Origin of the sequence: Sphingobacterium yanglingense, from assembly GCF_004363245.1 — a bacterium.
In the GTDB taxonomy this organism is placed as follows: domain Bacteria; phylum Bacteroidota; class Bacteroidia; order Sphingobacteriales; family Sphingobacteriaceae; genus Sphingobacterium; species Sphingobacterium yanglingense.
The window spans coordinates 105737-127328 of the sequence record NZ_SNYV01000017.1 but is presented as its reverse complement, the minus strand read 5'-3'; the positions used below and the strand labels follow the sequence as shown (position 1 = coordinate 127328).

Annotated in this window: 19 protein-coding genes; 12 read left to right on the top strand and 7 right to left on the bottom strand. The window is 39.7% G+C overall.

What is annotated here, in order from left to right; genetic code table 11:
* The 5 genes from CLV99_RS18670 to CLV99_RS18650 are packed head-to-tail and all read left to right on the top strand — an operon-like array spanning nt 1 to nt 4898.
* On the top strand, nt 1-1395 hold the full coding sequence (locus CLV99_RS18670; RefSeq protein ID WP_133586030.1) for a DUF5009 domain-containing protein: 1395 nt from the start codon (nt 1-3) through the stop codon (nt 1393-1395).
* Nucleotides 1396-1418: 23 nt separating this feature from the next.
* Nucleotides 1419-2102, top strand: a complete 684-nt coding sequence (locus tag CLV99_RS18665) for a GDSL-type esterase/lipase family protein (protein WP_133586029.1) — start codon at nt 1419-1421, stop codon at nt 2100-2102.
* A 2-nt stretch (nt 2103-2104) separates the two neighbouring features.
* Entirely contained in the window at nt 2105-2779 is a 675-nt protein-coding gene (locus tag CLV99_RS18660; protein WP_133586028.1) for a GDSL-type esterase/lipase family protein, read from the top strand.
* Nucleotides 2780-3718: a DUF4434 domain-containing protein gene (locus tag CLV99_RS18655; RefSeq protein ID WP_133586027.1), complete on the top strand. Its 939-nt coding sequence runs from the start codon at nt 2780-2782 to the stop codon at nt 3716-3718.
* Nucleotides 3719-3722: 4 nt separating this feature from the next.
* Nucleotides 3723-4898, top strand: a complete 1176-nt coding sequence (locus tag CLV99_RS18650) for an AGE family epimerase/isomerase (RefSeq protein WP_133586026.1) — start codon at nt 3723-3725, stop codon at nt 4896-4898.
* Between the two features lie 73 nt (nt 4899-4971).
* Here CLV99_RS18650 and CLV99_RS18645 read toward each other — a convergent pair whose 3' ends face one another.
* The 3 genes from CLV99_RS18645 to CLV99_RS18635 all read right to left on the bottom strand — a co-directional run bounded on the left by CLV99_RS18645 (nt 4972) and on the right by CLV99_RS18635 (nt 7843).
* Nucleotides 4972-5619: a carbonic anhydrase gene (locus CLV99_RS18645; RefSeq protein WP_133586025.1), complete on the bottom strand. Its 648-nt coding sequence runs from the start codon at nt 5617-5619 to the stop codon at nt 4972-4974.
* A gap of 134 nt (nt 5620-5753) precedes the next feature.
* The gene (locus tag CLV99_RS18640) at nt 5754-7358 is read right to left on the bottom strand and encodes a SulP family inorganic anion transporter (RefSeq protein ID WP_133586024.1); all 1605 of its coding nucleotides are present in this window, start codon (nt 7356-7358) and stop codon (nt 5754-5756) included.
* A 116-nt stretch (nt 7359-7474) separates the two neighbouring features.
* Nucleotides 7475-7843, bottom strand: a complete 369-nt coding sequence (locus CLV99_RS18635) for a hypothetical protein (protein WP_246032802.1) — start codon at nt 7841-7843, stop codon at nt 7475-7477.
* Nucleotides 7844-8039: 196 nt separating this feature from the next.
* Between CLV99_RS18635 and CLV99_RS18630 the strand changes: the two genes are divergently transcribed.
* The 3 genes from CLV99_RS18630 (at nt 8040) to CLV99_RS18620 (ending at nt 11407) form a co-directional block, all read left to right on the top strand.
* Complete coding sequence (locus CLV99_RS18630) at nt 8040-9587, top strand: helicase HerA-like domain-containing protein (protein WP_133586023.1); 1548 nt, start codon at nt 8040-8042, stop codon at nt 9585-9587.
* Nucleotides 9588-9741: 154 nt separating this feature from the next.
* Nucleotides 9742-10656, top strand: coding sequence for a sugar phosphate nucleotidyltransferase (locus CLV99_RS18625; RefSeq protein WP_133586022.1), 915 nt, complete (start codon nt 9742-9744; stop codon nt 10654-10656).
* Between the two features lie 67 nt (nt 10657-10723).
* The gene (locus CLV99_RS18620; protein WP_133586021.1) at nt 10724-11407 is read left to right on the top strand and encodes a TIGR02117 family protein; all 684 of its coding nucleotides are present in this window, start codon (nt 10724-10726) and stop codon (nt 11405-11407) included.
* Nucleotides 11408-11514: 107 nt separating this feature from the next.
* On the opposite strand, the gene dnaK is transcribed toward CLV99_RS18620, so the two are convergent.
* From dnaK to CLV99_RS18605, 3 genes are all read right to left on the bottom strand, one after another.
* The gene (gene dnaK / locus CLV99_RS18615) at nt 11515-13422 is read right to left on the bottom strand and encodes a molecular chaperone DnaK (RefSeq protein ID WP_133586020.1); all 1908 of its coding nucleotides are present in this window, start codon (nt 13420-13422) and stop codon (nt 11515-11517) included.
* Nucleotides 13423-13568: 146 nt separating this feature from the next.
* On the bottom strand, nt 13569-14462 hold the full coding sequence (locus CLV99_RS18610; RefSeq protein WP_133586019.1) for a GLPGLI family protein: 894 nt from the start codon (nt 14460-14462) through the stop codon (nt 13569-13571).
* Between the two features lie 56 nt (nt 14463-14518).
* Nucleotides 14519-17218: an outer membrane beta-barrel protein gene (locus tag CLV99_RS18605; RefSeq protein ID WP_133586018.1), complete on the bottom strand. Its 2700-nt coding sequence runs from the start codon at nt 17216-17218 to the stop codon at nt 14519-14521.
* Between the two features lie 242 nt (nt 17219-17460).
* On the opposite strand from CLV99_RS18605, the gene CLV99_RS18600 reads away from it, so the two are divergent.
* The 4 genes from CLV99_RS18600 to CLV99_RS18585 all read left to right on the top strand — a co-directional run bounded on the left by CLV99_RS18600 (nt 17461) and on the right by CLV99_RS18585 (nt 20479).
* Nucleotides 17461-18024 carry a thioredoxin family protein gene (locus CLV99_RS18600; protein WP_133586017.1) on the top strand — a complete coding sequence of 188 codons (564 nt, stop codon included), beginning with the start codon at nt 17461-17463 and terminating at the stop codon, nt 18022-18024.
* A gap of 26 nt (nt 18025-18050) precedes the next feature.
* A complete protein-coding gene (locus CLV99_RS18595; RefSeq protein ID WP_133586016.1) occupies nt 18051-18416 on the top strand; it encodes an MmcQ/YjbR family DNA-binding protein in 366 nt (121 codons plus the stop codon).
* A gap of 123 nt (nt 18417-18539) precedes the next feature.
* Entirely contained in the window at nt 18540-19727 is a 1188-nt protein-coding gene (locus CLV99_RS18590; RefSeq protein WP_133586015.1) for a PCMD domain-containing protein, read from the top strand.
* Nucleotides 19727-20479 (top strand): porin family protein, encoded by a 753-nt coding sequence (locus CLV99_RS18585; RefSeq protein WP_133586014.1) that lies wholly within the window; start codon nt 19727-19729, stop codon nt 20477-20479. Before CLV99_RS18590 ends, CLV99_RS18585 begins: the two co-directional genes overlap by 1 nt.
* 82 nt (nt 20480-20561) lie before the next feature.
* Here the strand turns inward: CLV99_RS18585 and CLV99_RS18580 are convergent, their stop codons facing one another.
* Nucleotides 20562-21524, bottom strand: a complete 963-nt coding sequence (locus CLV99_RS18580) for an isopenicillin N synthase family dioxygenase (RefSeq protein ID WP_133586013.1) — start codon at nt 21522-21524, stop codon at nt 20562-20564.
* Between the last annotated feature and the right edge of the window lie 68 nt (nt 21525-21592).

The following is a 21592-nucleotide window of genomic DNA, read 5'->3' as shown; positions in this document are numbered from 1 at the left end:
ATGAAAAGGAATTATAGTATAGATTTATTGCGTGGTCTCGCCATAATTGGTATGGTGTTGGCAGCGGTGATCCCCTGGACCAATGACTTTCCCGCTTGGATGTATCATGCACAGGTCGGACCTCCAGATTTTAAATTTAATCCCAATAATCCAGGAATCACCTGGGTGGATTTAGTATTTCCTTTTTTCTTGTTTGCGATGGGAGCAGCTTTTCCGCTTGCACTCCAGGGAAAATTGGAAGCAAAACAGTATGCTGTAATCGGAGTAGGTTTGCTTCGACGTGGATTATTGTTAGTCTTCTTTGCTATAATGTTGGCCTATCTAACTCCTGATAACTTAAAAGGGGAGAAATGGGTGAACTATTTAACTGCTTTGATGGCCTTCGGTGCTTTCTTTCTAGTTTTTTTACGCTTTGAAGGAACCAAGCTTAAAAAGAATGGTATACAGATTTTAGGTTTTTTAATTTTTGCTTCTTTAATCTATTACCACAGTACAATTCTGGGAAATACATTTGATAAGTCCAAAAGCAATATTATCATTCTTGTATTGGCAAATATGGCTGTATTTGGTTCCTTATTTTGGTTGTTGACGGCTAAGAGTTTTCTGTTACGTATCGCTGTTCTAATTGCATTTATGGGAATTTGGTTTACGAAAGATATTGCCGGTAGTTGGACTTCGTATGTATGGAGTTTTCATCCTGATCTAAAGTGGTTTTATAATTTTTCTTTTCTAAAGTATTTATGCATTGTATTGCCAGGTTCTATTTTAGGGGATTTGCTAATCACAAACAAGGATGTTACTAATCGCGTGTTTTTAGACCAAGAACGGCCGAAAGCTGGGTTACTCGCTGTATTGTGTTTTGCCTTTGTGGTATTTCACGTTGTGACTTTGTACATGAGGCTGTTGGGGTTGAATCTTTTTGGGCACGCTCTATTTGGGCTGTTGTTTTTTCTTTTTTTTAGGAAGTACAACGAAGGTCAATTTGCCTTTTATAAGACATTAGTAAGTTGGGGTTTTGTATTTGCTACAGTTGCCTTATTCTTTGAACCTTTGGATGGTGGTATTAAGAAAGATCCCTCATCTTTTAGTTATTGGTTCTTAACAAGTGGTCTGGCATTTCTTTTTTACATCGTATGTGATTATCTAACGAAGTGTTTTCCAGATAATATCTTGATAACTTCTGTTGTAAAAAATGGACAGAATCCAATGATTGCTTATTGTGTCTCTGCTTTTTTCATAACACCTATTCTTGGACTGTTGCACCTATTGCCATTATTTGATTCGTTGACTGCGATAAATCCTCATTTAGCATTGGTGAGGACCTTTATTTACATTTTTTTAATGGTGATAGTGACCAATTATGCGACGAACAAAAAATGGTTTTGGCGGTCATAAATAGTGTTTTTTAATCGAGTGATATGAAGATAAAGTATATGTTAATAGTTGCTTCTATGGTGGCTTCTATAGTTGTAAATGGACAAGTAACAACGAGTATCGACAGTAATTATGTGTTTAGTGGGTATACTGAGCGATTAGATCAATATCGCAAAATGCCAACATTGAAAGGTGCTATTATTTTCTTAGGGAATAGTCTAACTGATGCTGGAAAGTGGAACGATATCGCACCTGAATTACCGATATTAAATCGAGGTATTAGTGGAGATATTTCATATGGGGTTTTAGCAAGATTGGATGAGGTGTTAAGGCATCAACCACAAAAACTGTTTTTAATGATTGGTGTGAATGATTTAAAAAGAGGTGTTCCCACGAGCAGTATCATTCAGAATTATGAGCGTATAGTCCGTCGTGTTCAAAAGGAATCTCCTAAGACTAAGATTTATCTCAACAGTATCTTGCCGATTCTTCCTGAAAAACTAATCGAATCGTTTAAGGCTGTCAATAATCCTGATATCGCGATATTGAATGATGGCTTAAAGCAATTGGCAAGCTCCCACAAAAATATTCAGTTTGTTAATTTACATCAGGTGGTAGCTGATAATAAGGGGAACCTTCGTGCAGAGATTACACCCGATGGCATTCATTTGGAAGTGGCCGCTTATGTCAGTGTAGTGAATTATTTGAGAGAAATTAAAGCATTGTAACTATGAATAAGATTGTAATCGCCGTATTGGGGATATTAGGGATGACACCTGCTTTTGCTCAAGATAAATCTCAGGATAGTACCTATAACAACTGGTATTATGAAAGTCGCGAAAAGTTGTACCAGGAGCTAATAAACGTTAAATACGATGTCGTTTTTTTTGGAAATAGTATCACCGAAAGAGGCCCTTGGCAGGAATTGGTCGGGCGTAAATATAAAATTGGCAATAGAGGGATAGGTGGTGATAATACTTTCGGGATGAAAGCTCGCATCAGGGGGGGGATAGCTTCGAAGCCGAAGAAGATCTTCTTAATGATGGGGATTAATGATATAGGTCGTGGTTTGCCTACAGCATGGAGCTTGAAAAATTACGAAGAAGTTATCCAGACTATCCAAAGAGAAAGTCCTAAAACGAAGATCTATGTACAAAGTACACTGCCATTGAATGAAGCTATGCTGAAATACGATTATCTTTTTGGAAAAGAACAAAAGGTAAAAGACTTAAACAGCGGCATTATGGAGTTAGCTAGAAAGTATGGTGTAATCTACATCGATGTTAAATCCGTACTAGCTGATGATTATGTGTTGAAAAAGGAGTTTACCATGGATGGAATCCATGTGAATACAGAGGCCTATATAAAATGGGTGAATTATTTAAAAGCAAATAAATATTTATAGATGAAGATAACAGGAACTTTTTTGGATGAAATCAGCCATGATATCCCTCATCAAAACTGGGGTAGGGCGGAATGGGATCGTGATTTTGGCTATATGAAAGCCGTAGGTATTGATACTGTTATTTTGATCCGTAGCGGTTATCGTCGATTTATCACCTACCCGTCACCATTATTGATCGATCGAATGGGCTGCTATGAACCACCGGTCGACTTGGTCGAAATGTTTCTTCAATTGGCTGATAAGCATGGTATGAAGTTTTTCTTCGGACTTTACGATAGTGGTAAGTATTGGGATACAGGAGATATGCAACATGAGATTGATGCCAATCGTTTTGTCATTGACGAAGTGTGGGCGAAGTACGGTACGTATAAAAGTTTTGGCGGATGGTACTTAAGTATGGAGATAAGCCGTCAGACTAAAGGTGCAGCAAGTGCTTTTCGAATACTAGGAGAGCAGTGTAAAGCAGTCAGTGGAGGGCTCCCAACATTTATTTCTCCATGGATAGATGGTAAGAAGGCAGTGATGGCGGCTACATCATCGTTGACAAAATCTGATGTCGTATCGCTTCAGGAACATGAGCGAGAATGGAACGAAATTTTTGATGAAATCCATACCTCAGTAGATGCGGTTGCATTTCAAGACGGACATATTGATTATCACGAATTGGAAGATTTCTTTAGCATTAATAAAAAACTAGCGGATAAGTATAATATGGAGTGCTGGACTAATGCTGAATCTTTTGATCGGGACATGCCCATCAAGTTTTTACCAATCAAGTTTGAAAAATTAAGATTGAAGCTGGAAGCTGCGAAAAGGGCCGGGTACGATAAAGCAATTACATTTGAGTTTTCTCATTTTATGAGCCCTCAATCAGCCTACTTGCAAGCGGGACATTTGTACAATAGATATAAAGAATATATAGAAGCACTGAGCAAATAAAGAGATGGAAGCATTTGTTGAAAAATATAAGCGGGAATTACTAGAGAATGTGATGCCTTTTTGGGTTAAGCACTCCAATGATGAAAAGTATGGTGGTTTTTTCACCTGTTTAGATAGGGACGGTTCTGTTTTCGATACGGACAAATTTATGTGGCTACAAGGACGACAGATCTGGACAATGTCCGCCCTCTATAATGAGGTGGAACAAAATGTCATCTGGAAAGATATGGCTATTCAAGGGGCGAGATTTATTTTGGATCATGGGCGAGATGAGCGGGGGGATTGGTACTTTTCTTTGGATAGATCCGGGCGTGCTCTTGTACAGCCCTACAATATTTTTTCGGACTGTTTTGCGAGTATGGGATTAGCGTCTTTGTATAAAATTACCGGAACAGATGAATATGGCCAGGTAGCTCATGATACTTTCAAGCGAATTCTGGAACGACAAGATAATCCTAAAGGTAAGTACGATAAGGGACACCCTGGTACTAGATCACTCAAGGGGTTTGCATTACCTATGATCCTGAGTAATTTGTCATTAGAATTAGAGCATATCGTCGGTAGTAAAATAGTGGATGAACTTATCGATAAGGTTATTCATGAAGTCATGAATGTCTTTTATCAGGAGGAATCAGGACTTATTATGGAGAATGTTCACTTAGATGGAAGCTTTTCTGATAGTTTTGAAGGTAGATTGGTAAATCCAGGTCATATTATCGAAGCGATGTGGTTTATGATGGATCTGGCGGAGCGGAAGGGAGATCCATTACTTATGCAGAGATGCGTAGATATTGCTTTGCGTGCTTTAGAATATGGTTGGGATGAGAAACATGGAGGAATATTGTACTTTAAAGATATATTAAATAAACCATTGCAGCAATTGGAGTGGGACCAGAAATTGTGGTGGGTACATCTGGAAGCTTTAGTTTGTATGGCTAAAGGATATGCCTATACTGGCAATTTAAAATGTAAAGAATGGTTCGAACGGTTAGATCAGTATTCATTTGATAAGTTTTCAGACCCTCAATATGGCGAGTGGTATGGTTATCTAAATCGTCAAGGAGAACCTTTATTAAGCTTGAAAGGAGGAAAATGGAAGGGCTGTTTTCACGTACCTAGAGCATTGTTCAAGGTTTATACTACACTCGAAAAAATAGGCGTCAAGTCGGAGGTTAGTTGATAATAATAGGCGCCTTACAAAAAAAGCAATGAGAAGAAGTCTCATTGCTTTTTTTGTTTGATTCTATCTCTTCCTATTTATAAGCAAATACATCACCAAGGTCGTCATTACTGGTGAATGTGCAATTTAAGTCGGTTAGTTCACCAGTACCAATATTAATAACCATTCCGTGTACAGCAAGATCATTTCTTTCTTTCCATGCATTTTGGATTATCGAAGTTGTACATAGGTTGAAAACCTGCTCTTTTACGTTAAGTTCAATCAAACGATCTACCTTCTTCTCATGCTCGTCGATAGCATCTATCTCAGCAGCATGTATGCGGTACACGTCTTTGATATGGCACAGCCAGTTATCGATGATACCAAATTGCTGACGGCTCAAGGCAGCAGCTACCCCACCACAACCGTAGTGACCTGCGATGATGACCTGTTTTATTTTCAAAACGTTTACAGCATAATCCAGAACGGATAACATACTCATATCGGCATGTATCACCATGTTGGCGATATTACGATGTACGAATACCTCTCCTGGTTTTGTGCCGGTAATCTCGTTGGCAGGAACGCGGCTATCCGCACAACCGATCCATAGTATCTCTGGGTTCTGCCCTTTTGCCAATTGTTGAAACCGGCCTGTAGTATCTTTGCTTACGAAGTCGACCCAGTCTTTGTTACCTTGTAATATTCTCTGAAAACCTAATTCTAGTTCTTTATTTTCCATGTTTCTTTTTAATATATGGACTGCTTAAACGAGTCCAAGTTACAGCATTTTAACTTTAATTCTATTATTTTACACCTACATATTTTCTTATGTGGTTGATCTTTTGTGTGTTGTGTTATATTCAAGCACGGGCTTTAGCTCTCCAAAACCTCTTTTTTAGACCATTTGAAATTTTTCTGCGGTTGCTTTTTATAGGCGATATCGATTAGCGAAATTTCTACGCCTTTGCTTAAGGCATTTTGTTCGTAGTCCTTAATAACCTCGATTACATCTTTGTCTATAAATTTACTGTTACGTCCATTTATTGTAACTGACTTTACTGCTTTGGGTAAGTCATAAAGCTGTTTTTGTATGGCCGCTTTATTTAAGAAAGTGACTTCCTCGGCAAGCGTGATCACCACTTTGCTATCTGCCTGATCGTCTGTTTCCGGATCTTTCGTAAAGTCGAAGATAAATGCATTCTGTATGTTCGCTCTAAAAATGTAGAACATGGATACAAGAATACCGATTCCAACACCTTTTAAGAGATCTGTCGCAACAATAGCGATTACGGTGACGATGAATGGGATAAATTGATCTAATCCCTTGCCGTACATTGATTTGAATAATGCGGGCTTAGCTAATTTGTAACCCGTGTGTAATAGGATAGCCGCTAAACAGGCAAGTGGTATCAAATTGATAACAAATGGAATGGCGAGTACAGCTAACAATAGCCAGATACCATGTAGTATAGCTGATTGTCGTGTGCGTCCTCCTGAGTTGGCATTGGCTGATGACCGAACGATAACGGATGTCAGTGGTATACCTCCCAATAGCCCAGACGTCATGTTTCCGACTCCTTGTGCTACTAATTCCCTATTCGTAGGTGATACTCTTTTGAAAGGATCTAGCTTGTCTACTGCTTCTATACTAAGTAGCGTTTCTAAACTGGCTACCACAGCAATGGTGACCGCTACCATCCATACATCAGGATTTACAATCTGTGTGAAGTCTGGAAAGATAAATAACCCCGTGAATTCTTCGAAGGAGGATACGGTAGGTATGGCTACAAAGTGGGTTTCGCCAATAGTCAAAGCGAAAGGTGTCCCTTGAAACGCAAATCCTAGCGTTATACCTACAATAACTACTGCAAGAGGGGCAGGAAGTTTGTTGAGCCCTTTGATTGAGGGCCAATAAATAAGTATGGCTAGAGATAGGAAACAAATTACTGCAGCTCCTAAATTAACAGCGGCGAATACGGTGTCTTTAAATGCGGCTATCCCTCCTCCATCTTCTAATTCGAAAGCGTGGGCTCCAGTCATACCGAAGGCAAGAGGAAGCTGCTTTAATATAATAGTGATACCAATAGCAGTCAACATACCAAGGATGACAGATGATGGGAAGAAATTGCCTATCATTCCCGCTTTTATAATACCCAGTACGAGCTGTACAATACCAGCGATAACTACTGCGAGTAAGAATGTTTCATAGGCTCCTAATTGCTGTATAGCACCATAAACAATGGTGGTCAATCCCGCAGCTGGTCCACTCACACTGAGTTGTGATCCAGAAAATGAAGCTACTACAAGCCCGCCTATAACTCCTGTCAATATACCTGCAAAAAGGGGAGCTCCAGAAGCCATTGCTATACCCAAACATAGGGGCAAGGCGACAAGAAAGACCACAATACTAGCAGGGAAATCATATTTTAAGTCCCTTTTCGATAATTTTAGAAAAGCGGACATACGTGTTCCTAACATAAACTTTAAATAATGTCTAAATGTGATGTTTAAAATAGCGTGTAAACTACATTTCATACCCCATTGCATTCCCAAAAAGGCTACATCAGGTGTGTGAAGAGTTTTAAAGATCTATCTTAACAGTTAGGAGGCGGAGTGGGAACCGAAGGGTGGTAGCTACAAATTCCTTTTTCATTACGGAGATAGTTGCGTTGCTTTCCGTTGTTCTCCACTGAAGGATTGAAGGTAAGGTAGTCAATAGCGTCAGGTTTGAAAACTTTTACACCATGTTCGTGTAGATCTTCATTGTTACTGTTTGCTCCTTTTGAGGTCAATTCGACCTCTAGTTGCATGACTACTTGTAATATTGTGCCTTTGTCCAACACATCCATAAACATAGGAGAGGCGGAGATAAGCATCTTGGTAAAAAATACAAAGAAGCAAACCTTAGCAGCGATGATTCGCTGTGTTTTACTAAATAGGGATATGCTCTTTGTTATTTTCACTTTGACAAAAATAAAATAAAAATCTGCAAACAGGGTGTTATTTGAAATTTTATTATAAAAAAATTACAAAAGATGCGAATAAAGGTTGAGTTATTGTTGTTTTTGACAATAGGCGTTGTTTTGTGGGATTATTTAATTCAGATAATTGATCGATTATTTATAAATTCGATAGTACAAACACTAATTTGTTGATATAATGAAACAACAGTTTATTGATAAAGTTCTGGCTTCTTATAATCCCAAGGGACCTTTTATTCAATTGGGATCCGGTATTTTAGAGGGTGAGGTAGTGACAGATGCTAAAGTCAATCTGGCTTTGAAGATGATGAACCGTCATGGGCTGATCGCCGGAGCGACGGGTACGGGTAAAACGCGTACACTGCAATTGATGGCCGAACAGCTTTCGGATGCCGGAGTTCCTGTTTTTATGTTGGATGTGAAAGGAGATTTGTCCGGCTTGGCCGAAGCAGGGAAGACGAATGATGCACTGCTTGAACGTGGACAGGCTGTTGGTATTCCGTTTGAGCCATCTGCATTTCCTATAGAATTGTTTTCTTTGAGTGGTAAGTTGGGAGCTCCTATGCGGGTGACTATTGAGGACTTTGGTCCGGTACTATTGTCAAGAATTTTAGACTTGAATGATACGCAGTCGGGTGTGTTGAGTGCTATTTTTAAATATGCGGAGGATACGCAACTACCTGTAGTGGATTTTACGGACTTAAAAAGACTTTTGAGCTATCTTTCTGACGGGCCTGGTGCGGAGGAGATCAAAGATGATTACGGAAGAATCAGTGCTGCGAGTTCAGGCGCTATATTGCGCAAGATTGTCGCTATAGAACAGCAAGGGGTGTCCGATGTATTTGGAGAAAGAGAGTTTGATATTAATGATCTGTTTGGAAAAGTAGATGGAAAGGGTGTTATTTCGCTTTTGAATATCTCTGACATTCAGGATCAACCGTTGCTTTTCTCTACCTTTTTATTAAGCCTGTTGGCACAGTTGTTTAAGAAATTACCTGAGGTAGGAGATCTGGACAAACCAAAATTGGTGTTCTTCTTTGACGAAGCTCATTTGTTATTCAATGGGGCATCTAAGGCCTTTTTAACACAGATTGAACAAATTGTACGGTTGATTCGTTCCAAGGGTGTTGGGGTTTTCTTCTGTACTCAGGCAGCAATGGATATTCCTGAGAGTGTATTAGGCCAATTGGGAAATAGGATACAGCATGCTCTGCGGGCTTTTACCCCCAATGATGCGGAGAATCTACGTAAGACGGTAAAGACTTATCCGACCTCGGAGTTCTATCAGATAGATAAAGTGCTGACATCACTTGGTACGGGACAGGCATTAGTAACGGTGTTGAATGATAAGGGAATCCCGACAGAGGTGGTGGCTACACATTTGGTGCCAGCTCGGGCTGTAATGGGGCCTTGCGCTAGTTCGCAGTATGAGGAGCTTATCAAGGGGTCTTCCTTTTTTACAAAATATCAAGAGCGAATAGAGCGACGTACAGCATCCGAAATTTTGGAGGAAAGATTGTTGGCTGCCAATAGATTGAAAGAAGAAACAAAGGCCCGTCAGCAGGCAGAGAAAGAAGCGAGTAGACCAACGGCTACGCGATCTAGAAGGCAAACCCCAATGGAAGCCGCTCAGACACAAGCGAGCCGGACACTGGCCCGTGAGGGGGTCAAGCTGATTGGGAAGCTGGCTAATGGCCTATTGAACGCTTTCTTCAAAAAGAAATAGTATCAATACTTTGCCTTCTCTATTTGATGGCCTTAAGGCTGATTGAGGAGAGCTACATAAATTCATTAATATGAGTCAATTATATTGCACATAAAAATGAATTTATGTAGGTTTGTGCACAATTAGAAAAAAGCATATAACTATATTACGTATTATGGGAAAACCTACTTTGTTAGTTTTAGCAGCTGGGATGGCGAGTCGTTATGGATCTTTGAAACAAGTAGATAATTTTGGCCCTCATGGGGAGACTATTATCGATTATTCTATATATGATGCTATACACGCTGGATTTGGAAAGGTAGTCTTTATTATCCGTCAGGAGTTTGAAAGCATCATGCGCGAAAAATTTGACGCTAAATTTAAGGGCTTGATCGATGTTGATTATGCTTTTCAAGATTTTGACCTGACAAAGTTTGGAGTGGATCGTGTAATCGAACGTACAAAACCTTGGGGTACAGCTCATGCTGTACTTAGCGCAAAAGATCTTATCAATGAGCCGTTCTGTGTGATTAATGCCGATGATTTTTATGGTACGGACTCTTTCGTTAAAATGGCTAATTTCCTAAATAATGAGGTCTCGGATACACACATGTCGTTGATGGGATTTGAAGTTGGTAATACGATGTCGGACTACGGCTATGTCTCTAGAGGGGTGTGTGAAGTCTCTGCCGATGGAAACATGGAAAGTGTTACAGAACGTACAAATATCTATTACAAGGAAGACACTACTGGAGCGAAAAAGATTGTATATGAAGAGGGCGGAGTCGAAACAGAGTTAGCGGCAGATACACGAGTGTCGATGAATTTCTGGGGATTCACACCGAAGGTATTTGAAGTGGCGTTGTCTATGTTCCCCAAGTTTGTAGAGGAAAATGCGGAGAACCTAAAAGCTGAGTTTTTCATTCCATCGGTGCCAGATTATATGGTGAAAAACCGTCTTGCTGATTTTAAAGTGATTCCGACATCATCAAAATGGTTTGGAGTTACTTATTCCGAAGATAAACAGATTGTACAGGAGAGTATCTCGAAGCTTATTGCCGAGGGAGCTTATCCCGAAAAGTTATTTTAATTACGTAGATTCTTAATATATTGAAAGTGCAAAGCGGAAAGTTTTGCACTTTTTTAATTTTATATGTATGCGGAGATTAGGGGTAGTTATCCTTTATACTGTGTTAGGGCTTGTTGGTTTTATAGGAGTCTATATGGGTGTAGATGCGGTCTTGTCGAGAATTCCTGCCTATGATATGAGTACCGAAGCATTGCCTCCTAAGTATGAGGTCTATATACTGTCTAATGGGGTGCATACCGATATTGTTTTGCCTGTTAAGACGGATTTGATGGATTGGGGAACAGTATTTCCTATGGACGATGTGAAGCGGAAAGAGGCAGGCTATCGATTTGTAGCTATAGGCTGGGGTGATAAAGGCTTTTATCTGAATACGCCAGAATGGAAGGACCTAAAAGCTAGTACAGCATTGGTAGCGGCATTGGGGATCGGAGAGACAGCAGTACATGTGACTTACTATCATAAGATGTTGGTCGACGAATACTGTTATCGGGTAGAGGTAGATAGTGTACAATTGCTTCAATTGAGGGATTACATACTCGCTACTCTGGATACCGATGATAAAGGTAATGCTATTCTGATCCATACAGACGCACAATATGGGTATTCGGATGCTTTTTACGAAGCTAAAGGGGCTTACAGTATTTTTTATTCATGCAATACCTGGACGAATCAGGGACTTAAGAAGGCAAATATGCCGTCCGGGATCTGGACTGTATTTGACAAGGGAATTTTAAGACATTATCAGAAGTAACCGCCAAGGGGAGCGTAACGCTCGTTGTTTATCGATTGGTAAAGGAGCAATAAAAAAAGCTCGAAGAAATTAATCTTCGAGCTTTTCTAATTGGATAAGAAGTGTTGCTATTTAACTTCTTCGAAATCTACATCCTGTACATCGTCTGCACCACCTTGGTTTCCGCCAGCTTGTCCAGCTTGCTCTCCACCTTGAGGTTGTCCTCCTTGTTGAGATGCAGCATACATTTCTTCAGATGCAGCATTCCATGCATTTTGCAATTCTTCAGAAGCACTATCGATATCTGCAAAATTTCTAGCTGCGTGTGCCGCTTTCAATTTCTCTAAACCAGCTTCGATAGGTGCTTTTTTATCTGCAGAGATTTTGTCACCGTATTCTTTCAATTGTTTTTCTGTCGAGAATACCAATGCATCTGCTGCGTTGATTTTATCTGCTTCTTCTTTCATTTTTTGGTCAGCTTCAGCATTTGCTTCAGCTTCTTGTTTCATCTTCTGGATTTCTTCGTCTGAAAGACCTGAAGAAGCCTCGATGCGGATATTTTGCTCTTTTCCTGTCGCTTTATCTTTAGCCGATACTTTGATGATACCATTGGCATCGATATCGAAGATAACTTCGATTTGTGGAATACCACGTGGAGCAGGAGGGATATCTGCTAATTGGAAACGTCCTAGTGTACGGTTCTGTGCAGCCATTGGGCGTTCACCTTGCAATACATGAATCTCTACTGAAGGCTGATTGTCTGATGCTGTAGAGAATACTTCCGACTTTTTAGTAGGGATTGTTGTATTCGCTTCGATCAATTTAGTCATTACACCACCCATAGTCTCGATACCTAAAGAAAGAGGGGTAACGTCTAATAACAATACGTCTTTTACTTCTCCTGTCAATACACCACCTTGGATAGCTGCTCCTAATGCTACTACTTCATCCGGGTTTACACCTTTTGAAGGCTCTTTTCCGAAGAAGCTCTTAACAGCATCTACGATAGCAGGGATACGTGTAGAACCACCTACTAAGATGATCTCATCGATATCAGATGTACTGAAGCCTGCGTTCTTTAATGCCGTACGACAAGGCTCGATAGTACGTTGTACTAAATCAGCTACTAAACTTTCGAATTTAGCACGAGATAATGTGCGTACTAAGTGTTTAGGGCCTGTAGCATCAGCTGTGATGTATGGTAAGTTGATTTCAGTAGATGAAGTGCTTGAAAGTTCGATTTTTGCTTTTTCAGCAGCCTCTTTCAAACGTTGTAATGCCATAGCATCTTTTTTCAAATCAAAACCATTGTTTTCAGCTTTGAATTCGTCATTCAACCAGTTGATGATTGCATTGTCAAAGTCATCTCCACCAAGGTGAGTGTCACCATCAGTAGCTTTAACTTCGAATACACCGTCACCCAATTCAAGAACAGATACGTCATGTGTACCACCACCACAGTCGAATACAACAATCTTCATATCCTTGTTTGCTTTATCAAGACCGTATGCTAACGCAGCAGCTGTAGGCTCGTTGATAATACGCTCTACTTTTAGACCTGCGATTTCACCAGCTTCTTTTGTTGCCTGACGTTGTGCATCATTAAAGTATGCAGGCACAGTAATTACTGCACGGCTTACTTCTTGACCTAAATAGTCTTCAGCAGTTTTCTTCATTTTCTGAAGAACCATCGCTGAGATTTCTTGAGGTGTATATTTACGGTCATCAATCTCTACACGAGGAGTGTTATTATCTCCCTTTACAACATTGTAAGGAATGTGTGATAATTCTTTAGAGGCCTCATCAAAAGAGGTACCCATAAAGCGTTTTATTGAGTATATAGTTTTGTGGGGGTTAGTGATAGCTTGACGTTTAGCAGGATCTCCTACCTTACGCTCTCCACCATCTACAAATGCTACAATAGAAGGAGTTGTACGTTTACCTTCATTGTTTGCAATTACTACGGGCTCATTACCTTCCATAACGGCTACACATGAGTTCGTAGTTCCTAAGTCGATTCCTATAATTTTAGACATATTTTTATGTATTGTTGTTTACGAGTTATTAATTCTTGATACCAATACAACAACCCTTATGCCAACACAATGTTTGCTCAAAAAAAACAAAAAAGAACCTCAATTTGTCGGAAATATGACAGTATATTGTGACAAAATGTCTCTACTTAGTAAATTATCTGTTCTAATATGCTCTTTTTAGCAGACCCACTGTCATTGCCTCGTTGGAAAAACCTGCCAACAGAGTTTGCAAAATCGTCCAATGTCATCGCCTTTGTTTTTTTATCTCTCCAGTCGTTTGGTAGGACCTCATTGTGGTAATCTATCTTTGTTGCCCAATACTGGATGTGCATTTCGGGAATCGCGAGTCCAAGGATCATGCCTGGTAGTCCATGGCTTAATGCCGGCCCTCCTGATACAGGAATCTGGTCGGTGTAAAATGCAACTAGGTATAGGGAGTCTGCTGTTGCACCATTTACGCGACGACACTCGAATCCTGCTATGTTCCGGTATTCATCAGTAAATCGCCAAGTTATGTTTGCTAAGGAGTCTTTAAGGATATATTTGTCATCGAGTTCTACCTGTACTTCGGCTTGATTGGACTTTAAATTTTGATAAAGCACTTTAGATGACCCGCCCCGGCTCCGGGCTCCACGCATCATCATGGCTCCTCCGCCATGTACACTTACAGCTCCCATGGACATGGATGAACCTCCTCTATTGCCCCGGCCTCCGCCAGCTCTTGCCTGACCACGTGCAGTGTCTTTGTTTTCTTCGTCGCTTACTTCGGGCATCAACAGACTTCCATTCTCGTCAAAGTACATGGTCATACGTTCGGTACGGGAATCGGGCATGTTGTTTATATCGCCACCCCAAAAGTGTCTACCACCCATTTGACCAGGGGCAGCTTCTTCAAATTTTTTTATCATCTCCCTAGTCTGTGCCCGAGTGTAACTTATTTTGTCGAACGAAATGATACCTCTATTGCCAAAGTATGCATATTGTGCTTGAGCAGAGATGCCAAAGAGTATCTCCAGGGATAATATTAATATTTTATTCATATCGAGTTCCTTTCTATTTTATTATAACGTATTGGATAGCGTACGTCTTTATGCTATTATCCTTCTTTTTTCTTTCCTAGATTCTTGTTGAAATCCCATTTTAACCCAACTAATACATAACGGGTCAATATCTGTTGACTGGATTGACTGAAACCGGTTTCAGAAGAGGATCTGTTGATATTGTTGTACGTGTTGAAGATGTCAAAGCCTTTAATACTGGCTGTTAAGCTTTCGTTGCTCAACAGCTTTTTGCTGATTTCAGCATTGACATAAAACTGATGTAGACTTTTGTTATAAAACTTCGTTGGCCCTTCTAGAGAGTAGTTTATATTACTACTAACGTTGAATTTTTTAGGTAAGAAATACTTGAAAAAACCAGAGCCTGAGGTGTTGATACTGGTATAGTTGAATTCTTTTCGTAAACTATTTCGTTGATTATCTGCGCTGATTCTCCAATTGAAGTCGTAGTCTAGTCCCTTGGAGTCTTGTTCGTTGATCCCGATTCCAGTAGATAGGCTGGTTGTTTGTTCATTGTTTAGCTCATACTGTTGGTTCTTGACGTCGTCGCCATATTTAATGAAGCTAAAACCGTTGTTGTAATTCAGTCCACCAAATATGTTAAACTGTGCTTTTCTATCGAATACAGGTTTATTGAAGTTACTGTTCATCCCGGCCCGCCAGCTTGATCTTCCCATTATATTGATATAGGAACTCGTTGTTACTCCCGTAGATGTATTTATTGATCGTTGGTTTACAATCGGGTCTGTCGTAAATGATATGTCAGCATTCATGTTCCAACTTGTTCCTTTTAATAAACTCATCGTATGATAGTTTAATCGGAAGGAATTATTGTTTGATCGCTTCAGATCCGGGTTACCTTTTTGTTCGAATAGAGGATTTGTCTGTGGCTGTAACTCCTGTAATTGTCCGAACGAAGGGATATTAAAGTTGTTTTGGTAATTCAACCCTAAATTCTTTCTATTGGAGATTCTGTAATTGGCATTCATATTAATATCATTGTCCCAAAATGTACGATCGAGGTCTATATTTCTATAATCATCTCTCAAGGATTGATCTCTAAAATTTGTACGGTTAGAAAGATTTACTGATATTTTTTCCGTGAAATAATTGATGTTAGCGACCATTCCATGGCTGGTATTCACCGTTTTTTGATCTTGTGAATAGTCTATATCCAGTACAGGATTGTTGCTGTTTCTCTGATTAAATGCTTCGAGTAAGGTTTTATTTGTCGAATTGCTGATATTGTAACCTAGAGAGTAATTGATTTTATTGGAGATACGATCTGAATACTGAATCTGTCCTGAAATATTGTTGCCGTTGCTATTGTTAATCCTGTCTTGGTTGAGAATAGTCGTGTCACCTTTTACATAATATATAGTAGTCTGGTCAACGATGCTCTTCGAGTAGTTTTTATTATAGCTGTTGTTAAAATGGAAGTTTAGTGAACTCCCTCTTTTGTTCAGACGTTTCCGGTAATTAATCCGTATATCGTTTGACTGAGTTTGTCCATCTGTGTTGGTTGTGTCACCTATTCTGCTAAATGCATCCCCGTTTTGGGTTGTATAGTTTTGGGATTCACTACTGCTGTAGTTATTGGCAAAGTTAGCACCGATATTAATCTCCATATTAGATGTAGAATCAATTCTATATCTAATATCTGATCGTATACCGTGGGCATCAGATGAATTGGAAGTCTTAGACTTATTTTCCGATTCTTCGATTACATTATCAGATACAATCTGTTTGTTGAAAGACTCTTTCTCGTTATTGTTGCCGTTACTGTTGAAATTATAGTTACCGTTGAAGTTGACTTTTTTCTGAAAAAACTGGTTTTCATAATTCGTCCCAATGGAGGTACTACGTGGATTGCCTGTGATTTGACTATTCATCCGAAGTCCGCCCTCTCGTCCCATACCAGCGCCCATGTTGTTGGTATTGGCGGTGACTCCTATGCGTTCGGTTTTATTGAATTTGGCAGCGAATAGGCTTCCTGTATAGAGGTTGTCAGTGCCAGCTAGAGCTTCTGCATTGCCAAAAATACCTTTGCGGGCTTCTTCTTTCAAGACCGCATTGACCGTGACCTCGCGTACTCCATCATCTATTCCTGTTAGCTCAGCTTCTTTGGATTTCTTTTCGTATACCTGTACTTTGTCAACAGCATCTGCACGGATATTGCGGATAGCGATTTTAGGATCGTAGCCAAAGAACTCTTCCCCATCTATCAATACTTTGGATACCGACTTTCCATTTGCAGTTATCTTACCATCACCCGAAACAGAGAGTCCTGGCAAGCGTCGTAGCAAATCCTCTAGTTTGGCGTTTTTCTCTGTCTCAAAGCTGCCTGCATCGTATTCTAAGGTGTCCCCTTTGATTCGTATCGGTAGACGTTGTTGTATGACGACTTCTTCTATTAGGTTAGCCTGGGAACTCAGTGCTATAGGAGCGAGTGTTGAGCTTGAACCTTCAAGCTTTATTTTTTTAGAAATGAGTTCATACTTAGGGTAAGAGACGATAAGTAGATAAGATGTGTCTATTAAGCTCTTGAATGAAAATTTTCCATCTTCGTCTGCGCGTGTAAACTGTTGCATGATGGAATCTTGGTTGAGTATTACAATAGATGCATTGGTCAACGGCTTACTGTCCGCCTTGTCTATGATTCTGCCAGATAAGGTGTGTTGACCATAAACTAAGTTTGCGGCAACTAACATAAGGATGCTGAATATAATTCTTTTCATTCAATTGGTTTAAAGACAAGTCAAAGATAGAGTGAACATTTATTAAATAATGTTAAATGCTTTGCAACATTTTGATGACTGTTTTGTTGCTATATTATGCTTATTTTTGTGTTTTGATAATGTCTACCAATGAAATATCTTTAGCAGAAGAGTGACACGAGGCGTAAGCGATGCGAGGCGTTTTTGTCCTGCATATCGGAACAGGCATGTGTTGGTTTAAAACAATTAAAATATATAATAATATGACTTTCGAAGCTTATCTAGCGTATTTTGAAGATGTATTGGCAAATCCATCCAATTATCCTACTTACAACGATCCTGAATATTTTAATTATGCGAAGCTCAACTGGTCTCGGATGAGCCGTTGGTTGAAGAAATTTGAATCCAGCGACGCTACTAAGGCCTCTTTGTCCAATTTGGAAGGGAAGCAAACCTGGATTTTGATTACAGAGCCTTGGTGTGGTGATGCTGCGCATAGTGTGCCGCAGATTTATAGTTTGGTGAAGGATAACCCTAATATTAATTTGGATATACAGCTTAGAGATGCAGCGCCATTCCTTATTGATCAATACCTTACTAATGGTGGTAAGTCTATTCCTAAATTGATTATTAGAAATGAAGCCGGTGAGGATATTGCCGTGTGGGGACCGAGACCGGAGGCATTACAACGCATTTTTGAAGAAATGAAGGCTGAGGGAAAGGAATTTGAAGATATCAAGACCTACTTTCAGACCTGGTATAATGCGGATAAGGGCATAGAACTTCAACAGGAGTTGGTTCAATTGCTTAATACGGTAGAGAAATAAGAGTTTCAGTTTTACTTGTCACGGTTATGCATATCGAAGAACTGCGAGAATATTGTTTAGGTCAGAAAGCTGTTTCTGAAGAGTTGCCTTTTGGGCCCCAGACACTGGTGTTCAAGGTAGCAGGTAAAGTGTTTTTATTGGTTGGGTTGGATCAGGTGGATCAGTTGAGCTTTAATGTAAAGTGTGATCCGGAGTATGCTGTGGAGTTGAGGGAGGAGTACGAAGGTACGGTGTTGCCCGGGTACCATATGAACAAAAAACATTGGAATACCGTCTATGCCAATAGAGAATTGTCAGATGATAGATTGTTTGGGTTGGTCGATCATAGTTATCAACTTGTTTTTCAAAGTTTGCCAAAGAAAATGCAGGAAGAGATTGGTGCCAGTGAATAATATGGCTTTTATAATTAAACAGAGGAATGTAAAGATTTAATAGGCATAGGTGATTCGTGGGGACGGTATGCGCCTGAGCTTAATAATAATCTTAAATTTGCTCTGTTTTTAAAATAACACTTTATGAAGTTACGTAATCTATTGTTTTTTTGCGGGGGATTGCTCCTGTTTTTGTCATCCTGTGTTAAGGATGAGGCCCCGAATATGGAGGCTGATATTATCAAAGCTGAGACTGAAAATGATGTTTTTTTGCTTGATCCGGTCGTTTCGGGGGGGAGTGTAATTTTCTATTTGAAGCCTGATCAAGAGGAAACTTCAGAGTTCAAAGTTAAATTTACTTTGACTGAGGGGGCTCAAATTCAGGTGGAAAATGGGAAGGTGTTGGATAATGATGAACTCCGGGTAGATAAAGAGTTGGCTAAGCGCATGCAGCTTGAGGGGGTTAATGTCGAAACAATATCTCAGGATAAACAGTACTCTAAGAAATATCTGTTAAAAATCGTAAATACAAAAGATGGTTTTGTTCCTACTGAATATGGGTTTGAAGAAACAGAGATTGACAACAATCAAAAGTTTACTAAATTTTATAATAATGTAGATGGACAGAAGTATTATAATTGGGCATCTGGGAATGCTGGATTTGGAATTACTCTTTCTATAACGCCTGGGGGAGTAATGGAACCGGCGGCTTATCCCACAACTATAACTCCTGATGCTCATGCTGGAAAACAGGCTTTATTTTTGGAGACCAAGTTGACTGGTATGTATGGAGCTATGTTTGGAAAACCTATTGCAGCAGGCAACTTGTTTATTGGCTCATTCGATACGGGACCAGTGCTTATGGATCCACTTGCAGCGACACAGTTTGGCTTGCCTTTTAATAAGGTTCCCGTTACGCTTGAAGGATATTACAAGTACAGACCAGCAGAGAATGTTACAGATAAAGATTTAAAACCACTTAATCTGAAGGATTCCTGTGATATTTATGCCGTTTTTTACAATCGTAAACAGTTAATGGAATCGGTTAGTGATCCGAAGAAGAGAGTCCCTTATTTGACAGGACATAATATACTTACTGACCCGAGTATTGTGGCGATCGCTAAGATTAAAGATGGTTCAGCTACAGCTGGAGATGGATTCGTGAAGTTTAGCTTACCGTTCGAATACCGTGCTAAAGTTGATATGGCTGCAGTTGCTGGGTTGGATTATAATATTGCGATTGTAATGAGTTCAAGTAAACGAGGAGATAGCTTTGTCGGAGCTGTAGGAAGTAAATTGATTGTGGATGATTTAAAAATTGTAACTAAGTAATGAGAAAAATTAATAAATATATTATTGCTCTTTCTGCTGTGCTCCTGTTTATTACCAAAGGTAATGCGCAAGAAGCCGGTGATATTAGCGTTGATTTTATTTTAGGGGGCAAGATTGGAGGGGCTGCTCCATTATCCCTGCCTGTGGAAATCAGAAAGATAAAAAGTTATAACCCGAACCTCCCCTTTTATGTAGGAGCTAAAGCTAACTATGCTATAGATTCAAAATGGGGAGTAGCTGTTGGGGCTATTTTCGAAGGAAAGGGAATGGATGCGAAAGCTAGAGTTAAAGGTTATAAAACGACTTTTAGTGCGGTAAACGATTCTGAAGGAAAGCTTCGCGGATATTATACCGGAGATATTACAACTAAGATTCACAATTTGTATATTTCTGTTCCAGTACAAGCTACTTATCAAGTATCTGAACGCTGGAATGTTCAAGCAGGCCCCTATGTTGCATTTGCTGTTAGAAAAAAGTTCTACGGTGAAGCGTTTGATGGCTATTTAAGACATGAAACACCTACAGGAGATAAGATTAACATTGATAAAGCCGATTATGATTTTTCAAATAGTGTCCGTAATATTGATGTAGGGATGAGTTTAGGTGCAAAATATGCGATTAATAATAAGTTTTCTGCCTTAGCCCAATTTGACTATGGTTTTAACAATATTATGAAAACAGGATTTGAGAGTATTAGTTTCGGTATGCACAATATCTTCATGAATATTGGGGTAGGCTATAAGCTGAAATAAAGCGCCTAGATATTTAAATAGTAGAAAAGGTGAACCTGTACAGGTTCACCTTTTCTATTTTATGGGTTGATATTAGTGAAGGTTACATTTTCAAGCCAATTTCTCGTAGACGTTCGTCTAGATATTGCCCCGCAGTGTAGTCTTCATATGCTTTAGGGTGCGCTGCATCTATACAGGAATCCAATGAAGCAAGGCTCATTTGAGACTTAGGATGCAAGAAGAACGGTACAGAATAACGTGAAGTCTTCATCAATTCGACTGGCGGGTTTACGACACGATGTGTGGTCGACTTCAGTTTATTGTTCGTCAGTCGTTGTAGCATATCTCCAACATTGACGACGATGTCCTCTCCTTTAGCCTTAATAGGAAACCATTCTCCATCTTTTGTCAGTACTTCTAATCCATCTGCGGATGCCCCTATCAATAGGGTGATTAGATTGATGTCCTCATGTGCACCAGCTCGGACGGCATCCGGAGCTAGGGCCTCAGGATTTTCGATAGGAAAGTAATGAATGGCTCTAAGAATAGAGTTCCCATTAATAACATGCTTTTCAAAATAATTCTCTTCAAGCTCCAGGTAGGTAGCAATGGCTTTTAGTAGATTACGGCCCGCGTTTTCTAGTTTCTTGTAAATCTCTCCGGTTACAATGTCGAAACGAGGTAATTCTTCTACTGATGGGTTGTCTGGGAAGTCTGTTTTGGAATAGTCTTCTCCAACAATGGTCTGTCCACGCTGCCAAAACTCTTTTAAATCTGGGGTTTTGGAATCTTTAGCTTTCTCTCTTCCTTTTGTGGTATAGCCACGCTGACCTGCAAGTTCGGGAAATTCGTATTTATCCTTCGTTTCCTGAGGTAGGTCAAAAAAGGCCTTGACGGTTTGGTATAGTTCAGCGATTAGCTCCTCGCTTAATCCGTGATTTGCAATGGTAACAAACCCAGTCTCATTAAATGCCTTACCAATGTCTTGTACAAATTGTTTACGCTGATCAATACTGCCTTCGGTGTAGTGCAGTAGGTCTAGGCGTGGAATATTTACTAATGCCATATTACTTTGTTTTTAACCAAGTACAAACCTAAATAAAATGCTTTGTATTCTCGAATCTATCTCGTTTT